The sequence below is a fragment of the Cellulomonas sp. URHD0024 genome, assembly GCF_000426185.1.
Taxonomy (GTDB): domain Bacteria; phylum Actinomycetota; class Actinomycetes; order Actinomycetales; family Cellulomonadaceae; genus Cellulomonas.
In genome coordinates, this window is the sequence record NZ_AUEW01000001.1 from 282,456 (window position 1) to 300,352 (window position 17,897).

General features: G+C 72.0%; 14 protein-coding genes. 4 read left to right on the forward strand and 10 right to left on the reverse strand.

The window, feature by feature from the left end; all coding sequences use genetic code 11:
• Positions 1–189: 189 nt before the first annotated feature.
• Both I847_RS25265 and I847_RS0101280 read right to left on the reverse strand, forming a co-directional pair.
• Positions 190–3,387: an AfsR/SARP family transcriptional regulator gene (locus I847_RS25265; RefSeq protein ID WP_028048236.1), complete on the reverse strand. Its 3,198-nt coding sequence runs from the start codon at positions 3,385–3,387 to the stop codon at positions 190–192.
• A 92-nt stretch (positions 3,388–3,479) separates the two neighbouring features.
• Positions 3,480–4,385, reverse strand: coding sequence for an SDR family oxidoreductase (locus I847_RS0101280; RefSeq protein WP_028048237.1), 906 nt, complete (start codon positions 4,383–4,385; stop codon positions 3,480–3,482).
• Between the two features lie 272 nt (positions 4,386–4,657).
• Here I847_RS0101280 and I847_RS21315 point away from each other — a divergent pair, with 272 nt between their 5' ends.
• From I847_RS21315 to I847_RS0101295, 3 genes are all read left to right on the forward strand, one after another.
• Positions 4,658–5,305, forward strand: coding sequence for a helix-turn-helix domain-containing protein (locus I847_RS21315; RefSeq protein ID WP_051274352.1), 648 nt, complete (start codon positions 4,658–4,660; stop codon positions 5,303–5,305).
• A gap of 1 nt (position 5,306) precedes the next feature.
• Positions 5,307–6,023 carry an SRPBCC domain-containing protein gene (locus tag I847_RS0101290; protein ID WP_034608691.1) on the forward strand — a complete coding sequence of 239 codons (717 nt, stop codon included), beginning with the start codon at positions 5,307–5,309 and terminating at the stop codon, positions 6,021–6,023.
• A 178-nt stretch (positions 6,024–6,201) separates the two neighbouring features.
• Entirely contained in the window at positions 6,202–6,822 is a 621-nt protein-coding gene (locus tag I847_RS0101295; protein ID WP_028048239.1) for a dihydrofolate reductase family protein, read from the forward strand.
• A gap of 226 nt (positions 6,823–7,048) precedes the next feature.
• Here the strand turns inward: I847_RS0101295 and I847_RS0101300 are convergent, their stop codons facing one another.
• The 8 genes from I847_RS0101300 to I847_RS0101335 form a co-directional block, all read right to left on the reverse strand.
• Positions 7,049–7,771 carry an anti-sigma factor gene (locus tag I847_RS0101300; RefSeq protein WP_231384029.1) on the reverse strand — a complete coding sequence of 241 codons (723 nt, stop codon included), beginning with the start codon at positions 7,769–7,771 and terminating at the stop codon, positions 7,049–7,051.
• Between the two features lie 7 nt (positions 7,772–7,778).
• The gene (locus tag I847_RS21320) at positions 7,779–8,390 is read right to left on the reverse strand and encodes an RNA polymerase sigma factor (RefSeq protein ID WP_231384030.1); all 612 of its coding nucleotides are present in this window, start codon (positions 8,388–8,390) and stop codon (positions 7,779–7,781) included.
• A gap of 29 nt (positions 8,391–8,419) precedes the next feature.
• Positions 8,420–8,962 (reverse strand): class F sortase, encoded by a 543-nt coding sequence (locus tag I847_RS21325; protein ID WP_231384031.1) that lies wholly within the window; start codon positions 8,960–8,962, stop codon positions 8,420–8,422.
• A 179-nt stretch (positions 8,963–9,141) separates the two neighbouring features.
• Complete coding sequence (locus tag I847_RS0101315) at positions 9,142–9,969, reverse strand: DUF4397 domain-containing protein (protein ID WP_028048241.1); 828 nt, start codon at positions 9,967–9,969, stop codon at positions 9,142–9,144.
• 148 nt (positions 9,970–10,117) lie between these two features.
• Positions 10,118–10,765 (reverse strand): fasciclin domain-containing protein, encoded by a 648-nt coding sequence (locus I847_RS0101320; protein ID WP_028048242.1) that lies wholly within the window; start codon positions 10,763–10,765, stop codon positions 10,118–10,120.
• Between the two features lie 230 nt (positions 10,766–10,995).
• On the reverse strand, positions 10,996–13,200 hold the full coding sequence (locus I847_RS0101325) for a catalase (protein WP_028048243.1): 2,205 nt from the start codon (positions 13,198–13,200) through the stop codon (positions 10,996–10,998).
• A 192-nt stretch (positions 13,201–13,392) separates the two neighbouring features.
• Positions 13,393–14,763: an extracellular solute-binding protein gene (locus tag I847_RS0101330; RefSeq protein ID WP_155855940.1), complete on the reverse strand. Its 1,371-nt coding sequence runs from the start codon at positions 14,761–14,763 to the stop codon at positions 13,393–13,395.
• Positions 14,764–14,933: 170 nt separating this feature from the next.
• Positions 14,934–17,372 (reverse strand): alpha-mannosidase, encoded by a 2,439-nt coding sequence (locus tag I847_RS0101335; protein WP_028048245.1) that lies wholly within the window; start codon positions 17,370–17,372, stop codon positions 14,934–14,936.
• 269 nt (positions 17,373–17,641) lie between these two features.
• Between I847_RS0101335 and I847_RS0101340 the strand changes: the two genes are divergently transcribed.
• On the forward strand, positions 17,642–17,890 hold the full coding sequence (locus I847_RS0101340) for a hypothetical protein (RefSeq protein WP_028048246.1): 249 nt from the start codon (positions 17,642–17,644) through the stop codon (positions 17,888–17,890).
• Positions 17,891–17,897: the final 7 nt, after the last annotated feature.

The window sequence follows — 17,897 nt, forward strand, 5'->3', positions numbered from 1 at the left end:
GAGGACCGCTTGGACGACGACGAAGCGAACGACCTCGCGTCGAGCGATACGTGCGGACGGCGTGGGGATACCCGCGTGACTGGTAGGTGCCGTAGTTGTCATGCCGCCAGGGTCACGGCGGGCCTTGGTGCCCGGCTGGTGCGGCGCTGGTGGGGGTCACGACAGGAGCCGGCTCGCCGACCGAGAGTGCTAGGTCGCCGGCAAGGAGTGCAAGAGCCTGAGTGCCCGCTCGACGAAGGGACGTGCCCCGAGCGCCTCGGCCTGGTCCAACGCCGCGAACAACACCCGGCGCGCCTCGTCGGTCTCGCCGGTGACCGCCAGGGCGCCGCCCAGGTAGAGCTGGGCCGGTCCCAGCGTGACCATGCCTGGCCACAACACCACGACATGGGGCCCGAACGACCGGAGGACGGGGATCAGAGGTGCGAGGCGCCCGGCGTCTCCCAACGCGATGAGGGCGGCCGCCAGCATGATGGACCAGGGAGCCCGGCGCTGCCCGGTGGGAGGTTCGGCGAGCAGCCCGTCGATCAGCGGAATCGCGACGTCACGGTTCCCGGACTCGGCGTGCCCGAGGGCGACCACCAGGAGGAATGCGGGGTCGGTGTCAGCGGCGAGATCGGCCGCCTGGCCGACGACGTCGATCAGCCGCCCGGCGTGCCAGGCGGCGATCCCTTCGACGGTGGATCGGGAGATCAGGTCGAGCATGGCCGCCGCGGGCGATGCTAGCGCCGCGGTACCGGCCGCTGCGCGCGCGAGCTCGCGGGCCTCGTCCAGCTCTCCCCGCAACAGCCGCAGGCCGGCCTCCCACCAGGTGTCGAGGAGGGCGAGATCGGGGTCCTGGGTGCGCCGAGCGATCTCCGTGAACGCGCGCGATGCCTGAGCCGACTTCTGGGGGCGGCCCAGCTCGAGCAGGACGCAGCGATGGAGGTGCGCGGCGGTCGCCTCCAGGCCGGTGTTCAGCGCGCCGAGCGTGAGCAGCTCCTGCACCTGGCCGAGCCGCTGAACCGCCGTGTCAGGGGTCCAGGTGGCCAGGAGCACCGCGACCAGCGCGCGGGCCCGAGCATCGCGATCGGCCCCCGCCTCGGCCAGGGCGCGGTCGGCGAGCGCGGCCGCCCCCGGGGAGTCCGAGGCGGTGAGCTGAGTCGACGCAGCCGCCAGCAGCCGGCTCCGGAGCGTGGGCTCGACATCGTCCACATGGGTGAGTGCTTCGTCCAGCAGGGTGTTCCGGCCGAGCAACGGCATCCCGAACAGGGACCAGTAGCCACCGATCCCGCCGGGTGCCGACTCCAGCGCCGACTCGGCGAGCCTGGTCCAGTCGCCCGATCCGCGGGCGAGCAGTGCCTCCTCGCGCAGTTCTGCCTCGCTCAGTTCGAGTCGCCCCGCACGACGGGCGGCCGTGCCGGCGATGCGATGCAGATCGGCGCGCACCTCGTCGTCCGTGGCCGCAGCCAGTCCTCGGTGCGCCCAGGAGACCGCATCGTCGAGCGCGGCGCCCGCGAGCGCGACCGAGGCGGCGTCGAGGGCGGCGCGTGAGGCGCGGTCGTCCGCGGATCCCGCTGCCGCCGCCAGACGGTGTTCGGCGACGGCGGCGGACGCGGAGATCCCACCGGTCGCGAGCGCATCGGCCAGGCGGCTGTGGATGGCGAGCCGGGCGCCCGGTCCGAGATCGGCTACCACGGCCTCGCGCACCAGCTCATGCGCCACACGGAGCCGACCTGGCGCAGACTCCTCGATCAGTCCGGCGCGCACGGCCGCCGCCAGTGAGAGCTCGATCGCCTCGGGCGTCGTCCCAGCGGCAGCCGCCGCGACCGCGAGCGGGAGCTCCCGGCCGGCCAGACCGAGTGCGCCGACGAGGTCGACGCCGTCGCTCGGCAGGGCCCGGACCCGAGCGCGAACCGTGTCCCGGACGTCGCTCGGCACGTCGGCGTCGGGGCCGAGCGCGGCCAGCGACCGGAGGAAGTAGGGATTGCCCTGGGTCCTGACCACCAGACGTTCAGCGGCTCCCTCGGCCAGGGGGAGGTCGCTCAGCTCGACGAGCAGGCTCGCCGCGTCCTGGGAGGACAGGCCGGACAACCGGAGGTCGAGGTGATCGGGACGCCGCGCCACCGCCGCCAGCACCCGGCCCAGCTCCTCGGGAGCGTGGGGAGCGTCGTCCCGCGCCGTGAGGATCAGGAGCAGGGGCACGTTGACCAGGGTGTCGAGGGCGATCTCCAGCACGAGCAGTGAGTCCGGGTCGGCCCAGTGCGCGTCGTCGAGGACGACGACGACCCCCGTGCCGCCGCCGGCCAGCTCGCCGAGACGCCTGCCGAGGTCGAGGCCGATGGCGAAGCGCCCGGCCTCCATCTGCGCGTCGATCGCCGGCATCCCGCCGAGGACTTGCGCCCACGGCCAGTAGGCGGGTGCGCCCGGTGCCGCGGGGCAGCGTCCCCAGCGCGCGCCCCCGCCCGACGGGATCACGACGTGGTCCAGCAGCTCCTCGACCAGCCGCGTCTTCCCGATTCCCGCCTCACCCCGGATCACGGCCGTCGCCACGGTTCCTGCGCGGGCACGGTCCCAAGCACCGCGCAGGGCCGTCATCTCGCGATCCCGGCCGGCGAAGCCGCGCCGGGACGGCGCCGGGACGGCCGCGGGTCGTGCCGACAACCCGGGATCATGCTGGAGCAGCCGCTGTTCCAGGGCCACGACGTCGGGCCCCGGGTCGACGCCGAGCTCCTCGACGAGGCGCTCGCGCAGCTCGCGCAGCACGGCGAGGGCATCCGCCTGCCGGCCGCCGCGGTAGAGCGCGGTGGCCAGCAGTGCTGGTCCGCGCTCCCGCAACGGGTGCTCCACGACGAGCGCACGCAGCTCCGGGACGGCCTCAGCCTCGCCCCCGGCTGCCAGCAGAGCCTGCGCGTGAGCCTCGCGGGCGACGACGTGCAGCTCCTCCAGCCGCTGGATCTCGGGTCCGAGCGCGCCAATGTCCTTGACGTCGGCAAAAGCCGTTCCCCGCCAGCGGGCCAGCGCCGCCGCGAGCAGCTCCACCGCTCGCGCGGGCGCCGTCACGACCAGCTCTCGGCCACTGCGGACTTCGGCCTCGAATCGGGTCGCATCAGTCGCGACATCGAGGCGGTACCCGTCCGTCACCGTGACGATGCAGGACGACGACGACCCTGGACGGTCGGGTTCAAGGATCCGGCGCAGGCGGGCGATATAGCCCTGCAGCGTCGTGGTCGCCGAGGGTGGCGGCTCGCCCCGCCAGACGAGGTCCGCGAGGGTCTCGGCGCTGATCTGACGGCCGCGGTGTGCAGCGAGCACCGCGAGCACCTCGGCGTGCTTGCGGGCGCCGAGATCGAGCTCGGCGCCGACGCCCCGGGTCACCGCCGTGGGACCGAGCACCCGCACCTCCAGCATGCCCGGCACAGTACCGGGCCGGACCGCGTCGTCCTCGCGGTTCGCCTCAGGTCGCCCGGCGGGTCGACTCGCGGTTCGTCACGGGAGTCCCGTCAGGCTTGCTGCAGCGCGCCCCATCGACGTGCCGTGTCCCGGACGAAGGCTTCGTAGTCGCGCGGCGGGCGTCCCAGCAGATCGGTCGTGGCAGCGACGTCACGCCGGGAGGTGGGTACGCCGTGCTTCCCGAGGAAGGCGTAGCTGCGCCGGTAGTCGGCCAGCTTGGGCCCATCGAGATGTCGGGCCAGCACATCCGGCCGGTCCGGGCGATCGCCGTCGTAGGCGACCGGCCGGTGGAGCACTCGACTCCACGTGGCTGCGGCCTCGACGCCGCTGACGGACGCGGGGCCGACCAGACCGTAGGCACCGGCGGGAAAGGCCGGATCGATCAAGGCCCGTGCCGCGATCTCGCCGACGTCGCGCAGGTCGACTCGGTTCACCCCGGACCGATGGGTCGGCAGGCAGTAGGCGCCTGCGAGGATCTCGTCCCGGATCAGCTCGTCGTTCTGGTAATAGTTGGCCAGACCGAGGATCACCGGACGTGTCCGAACCGCCCTTCCGATCCGCTTGGCGATCCGTAGCTTGCCCCGGTAGTGCGGGAGGAACGCGTTCACGAGCGCCCGCATGCCCCAGCGCAGGAATGGGTTCTGCGCGGTCACGGCCACGCCGGCGAAGACGAGCCGGACGTCGAGCCGCTCGCACGTGCTGACGAACAGGTTCGCCAGCTGCACCTCGTCCGGGTCGTGCGGTGACACGTACAGTGCCGCGCTGACACCCGTCAGCGCGCCCTCGACCGCACGGGCGTCCCGGAGGTCGCCGAGCACGGGCTCGACCTCCTTCGGCAGCTGCGCAGCTCCCGCAGGGCTCCGGACCAGGGCCCGCACGGTCGCACCGCGCGCCACGAGAACTGCGATGACCTCCCTGCCGATGTTGCCGGTGGCACCGGCGACCAGAATCGTCACTGTCGTTCCTTCCGCTCACTGATCCGCAGGTGGCCGCGCAAGCCCTCGGTGTCCAGGACCTCGCTGCGACCTCTTGACGTCACGCTCGCAGTGACGGCTGGGACGTGACTGGTGTGCCGCTGGTGCCACGTCGGGCGCTCGGACGCCGGAGGCGGGGTGAGCCGGGAGCTGGCGAGTCCGACTCCTCGTATCAGCCGCCGGAGCAAGCAATCAGAGGCACCGACAGTGTTTGGTGTCTTGACACGAACCATTGTCGGTGAGACCGTGAACGCATGTTGGACGTCACCGTGATCGAGGATCCGGCCGTCGCCGAGGCGGCGCTGGACCCGATCCGCGCGCGCATGCTGGCGGCCCTGGCCACGCCGGGATCCGCATCGTCGCTGGCCGAGCCGCTCGGGCTGTCCCGGCAGCAGGCCAACTACCACCTGCGCACGCTCGAGGGGCACGGGCTGCTCGTGCTCGTCGAGGAGCGCCGCAAGGGCAACATGACCGAGCGCGTGCTGCAGGCGACCGCGGCGTCGTACGTGATCTCGCCGGTGGCGCTGCCCGCCGTCGCACCCGACCCCGACCGCCTGCGCGACCAGCTCTCCGCCCAGTGGATGCTGGCCCTCGGCGCCCGCATGGTGCACGAGGTGGGCACCCTCCTGGCCGGCGCCCAGCAGGCGGGACAGCGGTTGGCGACCTACGCGGTCGACGGGACCGTGCGCTTCTCGTCGGCAGCCTCGCGCGCGGCCTTCGCCGACGAGCTGTCGGTGACGCTCAGCGGCCTGGTCGAGAAGTACGACGACCCCGCAGCACCCGGCGGGCGGGAGCACCGGCTGGTCGTCGCGCTGCATCCCGCCCTCAAGCCGGCTCCCGACGCGCTCCCGCACGACCCGCGCACAATCGCCACCACCACAGCCACCCATCAGGAGCACTGAGATGTCCCGTGAGTTCGAGATCGTCCGTGAGCACGACGTCGACGCCTCGCCGGAGGAGGTCTGGGACGCCCTGACCACCGGCATCGGCGGCTGGCTCTGGCCGATGGAGTACGAGCCCCGCACGGGCGGCAAGGCACCGTTCGACGGGGTCGTGGCCGCCTGGGACCCGCCGCACCACCTGGTCGGCCGCAACGACGGTCCCGACGGCTGGTTCAACCAGGTCGAGGAGGTGCTGACGCCGCTTCCCGACGGCCGCACCCACCTGCGGTACGTCCACTCAGGTGTCTTCGTCGAGGATTGGGACAACCAGTTCGACGGCGCCGGCGCGCACACCGACTTCTACCTGGCGACGCTGCGCTCGTACCTCGCGCACTTCTCGCGCCGACCGGTCACCTACTCCTCGACGGACGCGCCGGCGTCGTCGAACAGCCCCGACGGGTTCACCTCCCTGCGCGCGGGACTCGGCCTGCCCGACGACGTCGCCGTCGGTACTGCGGCAACCGTCAGCCTGCCGAGCGGTGACACGTCGGTGGTCGTCGACTACGCGCAGCCGAACTTCCTCGGCCTGCGTACGGACACGGCGCTCGTACGGCTCTTCGGTCGCAACGCCTACGGCGCGCCGGTCGGCATCGCGGTCCACGACTTCGCCGACGACGCCACCCCGAGCGAGACAACCACGGCCGACTGGTCGGAGTGGCTGGCCAAGGTCTATGCGTGAGCGCGCGGCGTCCGATCTTCGCGACAACGATGGTGTCCCGCCGAACCCCGGTTCGCGGTGCGGCGCGAATGGCTGACGATGTGACCGCCGACGCGACCCGCCCCGATGGCGGGAAGCGGTTCGGTCGGTGGACAACTCCCCGGCGCGGCCGGGGTCACGACCTCGACAAGGAGTACTGATGGCACAGATCGTCTCTACGCTGTTCATCTCGCTCGACGGTGTCGTCGAGATCGACCCGACCTGGCACTTCCCCTACTTCGACGCCAGCATGGGCGCGGCCGTGGGCGACGACTACGCCGGTGTCGACGTGCTGCTCTTCGGGCGCGTGACGTACGACAGCTTCGCCGGCGCCTGGCCCGCCCGGGAGACCGCCGGCGGCCCGGATGCACCGTTGGCGAAGCAGCTCGCGGTCCTGCGCAAGATCGTCGCGACCCGCGGGTCGCAGGACCTTGGCTGGCGCAACGCCGAACGCCTGGACGGCGAGCTGGTGGCGGTCGCCGCCGCGCTGCGTGCCGACGAGAGCATCAGCAAGGTCCTCGTGCCAGGGTCGATCTCGGTGGTGCGCCAGCTGCTGGCGGCGGGGCTCCTCGACGAGTTACGCCTCCTGGTCCACCCCGTGGCTGCGCGCAGCGGAGAGCGGCTGTTCGACGAGGGCGAGCCGATCTACCCGCTGACGCTCCTACGCTCCGAGGTCTTCCCGTCCGGGGTGGTCCGGCTGATCTACGCACCGAGCGAGCTCCCGAGCGCAGCCGGCTACGACGACGTCACCGACAACGTGCCGGGCGCGAGCGACACGTGAGTCGGCGACTGTTGTAGGGCTCATGGTGGTCAGGGGACGACGAATTGCCCCCGCGAGGCGGCTCAACAACGGTCCGCTGCGACCTAGTCGCATTCCACAACCCCACGAGCCGTTTGGCGCCGTTGCTTGACTGGATATGGGCCGGCGTGCAGCTAGGGCGACGGCCACTGCATCGCCTCGATCGCAAGAGCGCAGCGCTCGTCGGCGCCGCATCGCCTCCCCAGGACTAGGCCCGAAGAGGTCCTCGCACGATCGAGTCGCCCGAGTGCGCCGGGTTGCCGTCGATGGCTTCCTGCGAGACGTCGACCACGGAGTACTTGGTGAGGTCCAGCCCCGACGGAAGGTCGAACCGGCCGGTCGCCCCGTCGAGGTTTCCGACGCTGACCAGCCCGCTGACGTCGGGCGTCAGCAGCCACACCTCCTGGAACGCGTCGGGGGACGTCATGCTCTTGGACAGGTCGACGACGAGCACCCGGCTACCGTCGGGCGACGTCTCCACGACGGCCGAGCCCGTCGCCTGCCAGCCGGGCAGCGGCTCGAGCGTCGCGGTGGCGAGCACCGTGACCGGCTCGGCACGGGTGGTCCACCACCAGACGCCGGCGCCGCCCACGACGAGGCCGACGGCTGCGGCAGCCGCGACCCAGGGTGTCGCGCGAGAGCGCGGGCGGCGGCGCGTCCCGATCGACACGACGGGATTCGTCGACGGTCCCTGTGCCGCGAGGGCACGCGCCTGCGGCGTGAGGTCGAGCTCGTCGGCGACGCGTTCCCAGACCTCGGGTGCGGGCGCGACGAGTGCCGTGTCCGCGCCCGCCGACCGCGCGAGGTCGACGACGGCGCGCAAGGCCGCGAGCTCGTCGGTGCAGCGCTCGCATCCCTCGAGGTGCACGAGCTCCGTCGGCGACGCGACCTGCTCGCCCAACGCGAGGAGGGCGAGCGCGTCGTCGTCCACGTGCGACTCATCGAACGACACCGTCTGCCTCCCATCTGGTCCGTAGCCGGGCAAGACTGCGCCGGACGTGGCTCTTCACCGTGCCGAGGGGCAACCCCAGGCGGCTGGCGATCTGGTCGTGCGTCAGGTCGTCGTAGAACGCGAGCCTGAGGATGGTGCGCTGCGGGTCCCCGAGCCGCTCCAGCTCGTCGGCGATGACCACTCGATCGACCACCCGGTCGTCGACGATAGTCAGTTCTCCCGGGGCCGACGCCAGCGACCTGTCCCGCAGCCTGCGGTCGCGCGAGCGCCGCTCGTGCGCATCGGCCACGACGTGCCGCGTGATGCCGAGCAACCAGGCGGGCAGACGCGATCGCGCGGGGTCGAACCCGTGCCTGCTGCGCCACGCCTGCACGAAGACCAGCTGGGTGACGTCCTCGGCGTCGGCCACGCTGGCGAGCGACCGCAGTGCCACCGAGTGCACGAGCAGGGACCAGCGGCGGTAGGCCTCGGCCAGCGCACTCTCGTCTCCGTCGGCGAACGCCAGGCCCAGCTCGTCGACTCCTTCGCCGTCGCGGTCCCGCCCGGTCGCGGCCTGCGGAGGCACCCGTTCCCCGGAGCCGTGGCCGGGCACCGTCACGGACGACTCCTCACTCGTGTGCACCGTTGTCATGGCTGTCCGTCGACAGGCCTGGCAGTGACGACGACGTTGTCCACATAGTGCCCGATGTCCTGCCGGAACGCTCCGCCACAGGTCACGAGGACGAGTCGCGGAGCACCCGTACGGTCGAACCACTGCGCGACGGGCGCCCCCACCTTCGGGATCTTCTGCCGGTCGACGACCTCATAGGTGTGCGCCCGGCCGTCCGACGTGGTCAGCGACACGGTGGATCCAGGCTGGAGGTTGCGGAGCCGGGAGAACTGTCCGATGCCGGTCGTCCGACTGTCCACGTGCGCGGCCAGGACGGTCGCTCCCTGGGCGTCGTCCGGTGCGGGACCGAACCGGTACCAGCCCGCGCGGTTCGCATCCTCGGGGATCTGCATGTCGCCGTCCTCCTCGACGCCGACAGGGTCCACGGGCATGTCGATCGAGACCTCCGGCGCGACGAGTCGCACAGGGACCGGCTCGGTTGCCAGGGGAGCGGCAGCGCCGAGCGTCGCGTCGTAGACGGGGACGGAAGGGACCGGCGGCTCGGGAGCCGGTGTGGGCAAGGTCGAGGCTGGAGGGGCGCTCGAGCGCGCCGGCGTCCGCGGTGGAGCGCTGCACGACGAGAGCGCAACGCTCCCTGCGACTGCGAGCGCGAAGACCGCACGGGCCGCAGAAGGGCGCACCGGTACCCGGGCAGGCGCAGCAGCCCGCCCGGGTACCGGCGCACCGGTCATGGTCAGGATCAGCTCGACCGGGAGGTCGCGCGGCTGCGAGCGAACCCGAGACCGAGGACGCCGGCGACCGCCAACGCGCCCAGTGCCCACGGCCACGCAGGGGTGCCTCCGTCGGCGACGAGACCCACTTCGCCCGCGTTCACGCCGGCCGGGTTGCCGTGCAGGCCGTCGATCGTCTGCGTCGCGAGCGCCAGAGTCGCGGGCGAGGCCGACGCACTGCCCCAGGCGTAGACGATCGTGTTGGTGCCCTCGGTGATCGGCACGTCGGCCGGGCCGAGCAGCGCGGGTGTCGTGGTGCCCGTCGCGGTCACGCTCGCCGAGACCGTGCCGGCCGGCAGGTCCAGCACTTTCTCGTTCGGGTTGGTGAGGTTGGTGATCACGGCGCTGCCGCCCGCAACGATGTCGACACCGGGAGCCGCCGCAACGTGCCGGACCGTGAGTCGGCCCTGCCCTGCCGGCGTCGTGGAGATGTCGTTGGTGAACAGCGTCGCGGTCGGCTTGTCCGCCGCGTCGAGGTGGGCGACGGCCGTGTAGTTCTTGCCACTCTCGAGCTGGAGGTCGACCGGGCCGATGGCCGGAGCCGACGCGTCGGCAGCGTCCGCAGCCGTGATGGCCACGGTGTACTTCCCGGCCGGCAGGTCGAGCGGTCCGGCCATCGACCCCGGTGTGAAGTCGTCGAGCGTGCGCTTGCCGTTGACCCACACGTCGACCGTGAGACCCGGCACGCCGTGGAAGACCGAGAGCTTGGCGTCGGAGGCTGCCGACGCGGGCATCGCCGAGAGGGTGAGGAAGCCGAGTGCGCCGGCTGCGATGCCGGCGAGCAGACGTGTGCGCATGGTTCGTCCTTCGAGAAGGGGCCCGGCGAAGGTGGAAGCCGGGCGGCCGATGTGCTGACACCCCTCCTTCGGTCGTTCGACGTTCCCTGGATGCACCGGTGCGCCGACCGTGATGGCCGGCGCACCGGTGCACGCACCGCGGGTGGGCTCAGAGGTCCGCGGGACGGAGCACGAACGTGATCGCGTGCGCGATCTGGACGTTGCCCGCGTTGAGGTCCAGGCGCCCGCGGATCAGGAACGGGTCGATGTCGTTGCGGTCCTGGTCGCGCAGCCGCACGATGGCGCACCGCTTCGAGAGCACCTGGACCGTGAACGTGCTGCCCTGGGCGGTGGTCAGCACCGCGCCGTTGCTCGCCAGCGCCGCAGCGGAGTCGATCGTCACGCCCGGCACGACGTGATAGAAGAGGACCTGCTCGATCGCGTCGACGCCGACCGCGCCGGCGAGCGCGTTGAACACCTGCGCCTCGGTGCCGTACCAGCGGTGCGTCAGGTCCGCGGCCAGGACCTGGAACGCCCGGTCGGTGGGGAGGAAGGCCGTGAGCGGGACCGTACCGTCTGCCAGGACCGCGACCGGGCTCGACGGCTTGGCGGCGAGCACGGCGAGGACCGCCTGGTCCAGGATGTCGAAGTCCCGCCAGCTGCGGTCGAACGTGTGCCCGTCGGCGGCCAGCAGGGTCGCCAGGCTGGACGTCCCCGCCGGCGGCGGCGCGGCCGACGCGGCGGGCGCGAGCACGACGCCGGTCCCGGCGACGAGACCTGCTGCGACAAGGAGGGAGAGCGTGCGGCGGATCCTCATGATGAGCTCCTGCGGTCGGGACGAGGACGAGCACCCGGTGGCGCTACGTCGCGCGGGCGGCTGCTGCACCCGCACCCGTCCTTCGCCGTCCCGGTCCCCACCAGATGCACCCAGATAGCGGAGAACTGTCGTCCGACGGTCGGGGGCGACGGCGCACCAGGGGAGGGCATGCCGAGGTGCTCGTCCGAGAGCGTCGTCGCGGGTCGACGTCCACCGAACACCGTGGTGGGTCATGCAGGCATGTCGGCGAACCGTTCCCACACCCGGTGACGAGGCAGCGCGGCCTCCACCGCCTCGACGATCACCGCCGCCTCGGCGGCGACGACGACGCCAGGCGCAGACTCGTCGACCCCGGCCGCCGACAGCACGGGCCGAGCCGCCGGCACCCCGAGGATCACCTTCGCGTGCCGGAACGCCTCCTGGACGATCTTGACCACGCGTGGGTCCACCCCGGCGGCCGGCTGGCCGGCCTTGGCGTCGAACCACGGGTCCGCGTCCGGTGCGACCGCGGCCGCACCCAGGAGGACGACCGCGTCGAGCTCGACGGAGCTCGCCGTGAGCCAGGTGCGCTGGGCCGTCGTGGCGGGCCGCCCCTCCGCGAGCGGACCACCGTGCGGAGCCACGACCAGAGGCAGCAACCCCGCCTGGCTCAGTCCGGCGTGCATGTCCTCCAGCGCGTCCAGGTCGGTGGTCGCATCGGCGACGATGCCGACGACCCTCCCGGCGATCGGCCACAGCTTGCCCACCTGCGAGAGCGCCGGGCTCGGGACCACGTCGGCCGGCTGCTGGGTCGGGCTCGGCGCCGGGAGCCCGAGTCCCGCCGCCACGACCGCGCACAGCTCGGCGTCGATGTTCGCGAGCGCCTGCAGCTGCCGTTCCTTGATCGCTTGCTCGTAGCACTTGCCGAGCTCGAACGTGTACGCCTGGGCCGTGTGGGCCCTCTCGACGGGCGACAGACTGGCCCAGAAGAGCCGCGGCTGTGTGAAGTGGTCACTGAAGGAGGTCGGCGCCCCACGCTCCTTCACGCCGGCGCCCACCACTGCCGGGACGTCGATGAAGGCGATGTCGGCGCCGGCCTGGAAGGGGCACCCGCCGTCGAGGGAGTTGGGCCGGTACGGCGCGACGCCGGCGTGGTCGGCGCTCTGGTGCATGCCGTCGCGCAGCATGTCGTTCACCGGCGCGTGCGGGCGGTTGATCGGCAGCTGCGTGAAGTTGGGACCGCCGAGCCGGGTGATCTGGGTGTCGATGTAGGAGAACAGCCGGCCCTGCATGAGCGGGTCGTCGGTCACGTCGATGCCGCGGACCAGGTGACCGACGTGGAACGCGACCTGCTCGGTCTCCGCGAAGTAGTTGCGCGGGTTGGCGTCCAGGGTCATGAGTCCGACGGGCTGCACCGGCGCGAGCTCCTCCGGGACGATCTTCGTCGGGTCGAGCAGGTCGATGCCCTCGAACGTCTGCTCCGGCGTGTCCGGGAACACCTGCACCCCGAGCTCCCACTGCGGGAAGGCACCGGACTCGATGGCGAGCGCGAGGTCGCGACGGTGGAAGTCCGGGTCGGCGCCTGCAGTGAGCTGGGCCTCCTCCCAGACCTGGGAGTGCACTCCGGCCCTCGGCTTCCAGTGGAACTTCACCAGCGCGGTCTCGCCTTCGGCGGCGACCAGGCGGAAGGTGTGGATCCCGAAGCCCTCCATCGTCCGGTACGAGCGGGGGATCCCCCGGTCGGACATGTTCCAGATCGTGTGGTGCTGGGCCTCTGTGTGCAGGGAGACGAAGTCCCAGAACGTGTCGTGCGCGCTCTGCGCCTGCGGGATCTCCAGGTCGGGGTGCGGCTTGACGGCGTGGATGACGTCCGGGAACTTGATCGCGTCCTGGATGAAGAACACGGGGATGTTGTTGCCGACCAGGTCGAACGTGCCGGCCGACGTGTAGAACTTCGTCGCGAAGCCGCGGGTGTCACGGACGGTGTCCGCGGAGCCGCGGGACCCGACCACCGTCGAGAAGCGCACGAAGACCGGCGTGACGACCTCGGGCTGGAGGAACTCCGCGCACGTGAGCTGTGACGCCGAGCCGTACGACTCGAACTGCCCGTGCGCCCCGGCACCGCGGGCGTGCACCACACGCTCAGGGATGCGCTCGTGGTCGAAGTGGGTGATCTTCTCCCGCAGGTGGTGGTCCTGCAGGAGGGTCGGCCCGCGTCGGCCCGCCTTGAGCGAGTGGTCCGTGTCGGCGAGCGGAACCCCGCCGGCCGTCGTGAGCCAGGGACCGGCCTGTGCACGGGCGTCGTCTCGTTCCGAGAGCGGCCGGCCGGTCGCAGACACGGGCGCGGGGGACCGCGTCCCTGGTTTGGGTGGCTGGGGATCGTGCGGGTCGGTCGGCTCCTCGACGGAGACGGCTCGGCTTCCGGGGACACCGGGCGGGACATTCGGCTGGGCCATCGGGGGCTCCTCGCCTGGAGGTACGGTCGTCGCGCGCTTCCCGACGATGCGCCGCACCGGTTGGACCACTATCCGCCGCTGAGATCGTGCCGGCCATCGGAGCGCGCCCGCGCCCGACGGACCGACGCCGTCCGCGGGCGAGGGCGTGCGACCTGGGGTCGGCCGTTCCCCGTCCTCGCCCGCGGAGAGCGATCAGCTGCCGGCCGTCACGTTGTCGTAGGCGCGCTGGGCAGCGGACTGAGCATCGGCGAGCGCTTCCTTGGTGGACTTGTCGCCGAGCAGTGCCGCGGTGACCGCGTTGTTGAGCTCGTTCTCCAGCTCCTGGCCCGCCGGCGAGGAGCCGAACGTCCGGCCGTAGTCCAGCACGTCGTAGTACGTCGAGATCACCTGGTCGAAGCTCGCGTTCCCCGACGGGACGACCCACGTGGTGCGCAGGGCCTTGTCCGCCTCGGGCGAGCCGGTGAAGAGGCCGGTGTTGACCCCGCCGTCGGCCTTGCGCGTCGCTCCGCGAGCCTCGCCTGCGGCATCCCACGCCGCAGAGGACGTCAGGTCGATGGCCCAGGCGCACGCCGCTGCCGGGTTCTTGGCGGCGGTCGGGATGACGAAGGCCGACCCCGAGGCGACCGAGAACGGCTTGCCGTCCTTGCCGAGGAACGGCACCGCACCGAGCTGGACCTTGTCGAGGTACGGCGACAGGACGTTCGGGTACCACTGGGCGTCGACCTGGGCTCCCACCTGGTCGGCCACGAACTGGTTGTTCTCGCCGAACGTGTCGAAGGCGTCCGTGAAGCTCTTGACCTTGGCGAAGCCGCCCTGGGCGTCGGTGATCTTCTTGAGCAGGTCGATCCCGGCCTCGTTCGACGGGTCGTCGAGCGTCGGCTTGCCGTCCTTGTCCGTGAGGTGGCCACCGTTGGCCAGCACCCACAGCCCGGCCTGACCGGTGGCGACAGGGTCGAAGCCGAGGGTCGTCGGGACGCCGCCGCTCTCCTTGTACATCTTGGCGATCGCGGGGATCAGCACGTCCGGCTTCGACGTGTCGATCTGGTCGTCGGTGACCCCGGCAGCCTTCATCACGCGCTCGTTCAGGAGGATCGCGGGCGGCTGGTAGAACTGCGGCACCGCCCATACCTGGTCCTTGTACCGCACGTCGTCGACGACGAACTTGTACCACCAGGTGTCCGCGTCGACGTCGTGTGCCTGGAAGCACTTGTCGAGCGGCATGATCAGGTTCTGCGCCGCGTACGTCGTGACGTACCGACGATCCATCTGCACGACGTCCGGCACGTCGCCGCCGGCGAGGCGCGTCGTGAACTTCTGGGCGTCGAACGCCGTCTGGTCGAGCTTGACGTCGACGTCACCGAGCTGCTTGGCGGCGTAGTCCAGCCGCGACGTACCAACCTCGTCGGGGTTGTCGAACGCCCAGCCGTTCAGGGTGCCGGTCGGCGTACCCGTGAAGTCGGCGGCGGCCGTGCTGCCTGCCGAGCTCCCACCGCTGCTGCATGCGGCCATCGCCAGTGCCGCGGCCGGCACGAGCAGCACAGCGATGCGTCGGTTCCTCCTCATCACGACTCCTTCGCCCCGGAGCCGGCGACAGCGCCGGTCGGGATCGTCCCGGTCCTGAGGACCGAAGGCCGCGCCCCGTCTCGACGCCGTCGCGCACGGGGATTCACCCGGTGCGCCCTCCCAGGGTCGGTCCCGATCGTCCGAGCCGCATCCCGAGCCGGTGTCCCGGGTCAGGGGGACAGGGGCCGCTCCACCAGGTCGAGCTCGACGACCGGTTCCTCGCTCCCGGCCGGGATGGTGAACGTGCGCAGCTGGAACGGCCCGAAGGGCGACTCGACACGGCGGCCGAGCAGCCGGAGGTCGAGGACGCCCGTGGCGGCCCGCCCGAGCGTCTCGACGGCGCGGACCACGAGGTCGGCGCCGCCGGGGCCACCCGTCGGGTCCTCGCTGCCCTTGACGGCCGTGATCATCACTGCGCCACCGCCGTCGGAGGCGAAGGACCGGCTCGGCGGCAGCGGCCCGTCGTGCGCCGACTCGAGCATCGCCCGCGGTGGCATCCCGAGCTCCTGGGCACGACGGGTCGGATCTGCCGCGTGGAGATCACCGGCGTGGGGGAGCAGGACGTAGGTGAAGCGTTGGACCCCCTGGTCCTGGAAGGCGTAGTCGCCGTCCGGGTCGAGGAGGTAGGGGTCGTGCCAGGCGTACACGGGGCTGCGGACGGCCGTGATCCCGATGCTCGGCTGCGTCCCGCCCGAGATGTCGTAGCCGTGCTTGTTCGTCACCAGGACGGTGAGACCGGCCGGCCTGCCCGCCACGGAACCGGTGAGGTCGACCCACCCCTGACCCGGCTCCTCTGCGCCGTCGACAGGTCGCTGGATCGTCGCGAACGGGATCTCGTAGGTGGCGCGGGGATCGTCGAGCGAGGTGGGCACCCTGACCTTGAGGAGGTGCGCCTCCTCGTGCCAGTCGAGCGTGACGTCCACGCGCAGGCTGCCGGAGTCGTGGTCGAGGACCAGGTCCTCCGTCATCGTCGACGCTCCCCACGCCCGCTGCACCCGCACCCGGGCACGTAGCGGTCCGAGCTCCCGAACGGCGACGTCGCGCACGTCCATCGGCGACCCCGGCCACGCGTAGGACACGACCCGGTGCCCCCAGGTATCGGTCGGGTCCGCGCACACCTGCGTGTGCGTGCCGCCGTCGACACCCGCCATGACGTCCAGTCCGGTCCGCTTGTCGAGGTACGAGCACAGCCACCCCGTGCGAGGGTCCAGCTCGATGCGGACGAGGTCGTTCTCGAGCAGGGTCGGGGAGGCCACCAGAGAGGTCCGCGGGCTCGGGCCGCCGTTCGCGCCGCGGACGCGGTAGAGGCGGTAGCCCAGCGCGGGCAGGTCGGCGCGGAACACCAACGACGTGCGCCCGGACGCGGCCGCTGCCGCACGCGACTGCGTCGGCTGCCAGCGGACGGCGTCACCCAGCTCGTCGACCACGTCGGCCGGAGCGACTCCCAGGTGCAGCCCGATGTCGCAGGAGACCGGCCACGTGTGCGGGTTGAACACGAGGACCGGTTGCGAGCCCGGCTCGAACGGCACGTCGACCTGCCGGGCGATCGTGCCGTGCGCCCGGGCGGTCAGGTGCTTCGCGGTCGTGACGGCCGCGCCGAGCTGGTCGCGGGCGTCGTCGAAGGCGCCCTCGATCGCCGTGCCGGGCAGGATGTCGTGGAACTGGTTGAACAGCACGTGCTTCCACGCGCCCTCCAGCTCCTCGCGCGGGTATGGGAGGCCGTCGGTCGCGGCCGTCACGGCAGCCCACCGTTCGGCGACCAGCAGCGCGCGCTGGGCGCGGTACTGCCACGCCTTGATGCCGGAGTGCGCCGAGTAGCACCCGGGCGCGTGGTGCTGCAGGTCACCGGATCGGGCAGCGATGCCGTCGCCCGCGACGGCGTTGTCGAAGAACTCCCGAGGTCCCGCCATGCGCAGGCGACCGAACGACCCCATCCGGTCGTAGCGGTGGATGGACTCGATGTTCGCCTGTGTCGGACCGCCCCCGTGGTTGCCCACGCCGTAGAGCACCATGACCTCGCTCAGGTCCGGGTCGAGCGCGGCGAGCGCCTTGTCCACCTGGCCGTCCACCGGTCCGGCGCCCGTCGAGTACTCGTGGGGCACGCGGTACGCGAGGACGGAGCTGCCGTCGGGTGCCTGCCAGCGCAGGAGCGTGCGGTGGAAGTCGCTCTCGTGCGGACCCGGCCGCAGGTACAGGTACGAGTCGATGCCCTGCCCCCGCAGGATCGTCGGCAGGACCGCGCTGTGCCCGAAGGGGTCGAGGTTCACGCCGACCGTGGCGGAGCGCCCGAACCGGGACAGCAGGAAGCGTTGCCCGTACAGCCCCTGCCGGACGAAGCTCTCGCCCAGCGGCATGTTGCAGTCGGGCTCCACCCACCAACCGCCGACGTTGACCCACCGGCCCTCGGACTCACGTCGGCGGATCTGCTCGAACAGCTCCGGGTCCGACTCCTCCACCCAGGCCAGCAGGACCATCTGGTCGCAGGTGAACACGAAGTCGTCGTACTCGCCCATCCGCGCGATCACCGACGCGAACGTCGCCCGCGCCTCCTGGTAGCCCTCCTGCCACGGCCACAGCCACACCGGGTCGATGTGAGCGTTCCCGATCATGTGGACGAGCCGCGGCGGCGTCGCGGCGGGGGGACTCCCCGAGCCTGCGGGTTGCTCGCCCGCCGGCGCATTCGACATCGGCCCTGCCCGACCGGCGCGCGACGTGGGAGGCACCCGACGCACCGGCTCGGGCACCGTGTCGTTCGGGTCCCGCTCAGGCACGGGCCGACCGGTGGAGGTCTCGCCGTTGCTCGCCATGGGTCGTACCCTGCGAGAGCCGGCACCGCGAGAAACGACGGCGCACGGACCAGCACGCTCCGGAGCTCCACATGGACGTGACCATCCAGCTGGGTGCGGACGGTGAACCGCCGGTCGTCGTCGCGCGCGGCGTCCTCGACGTCCACACCGCCCCCGACTTCCGCGAGGCGGTGCTCCCGCTGCTGGCCGTGGCCGGCGCGGGTTCGGTCCTCGACACCTCCGCCCTGCACGTCGCGGACCCCGCCGGGGACGCGACCCTGCAGTGGTTGGTGAGGCACAGCCAGGAGTTCGGTGGCGCGGGGAGCCCGACGACCTCCTGAGTCAACG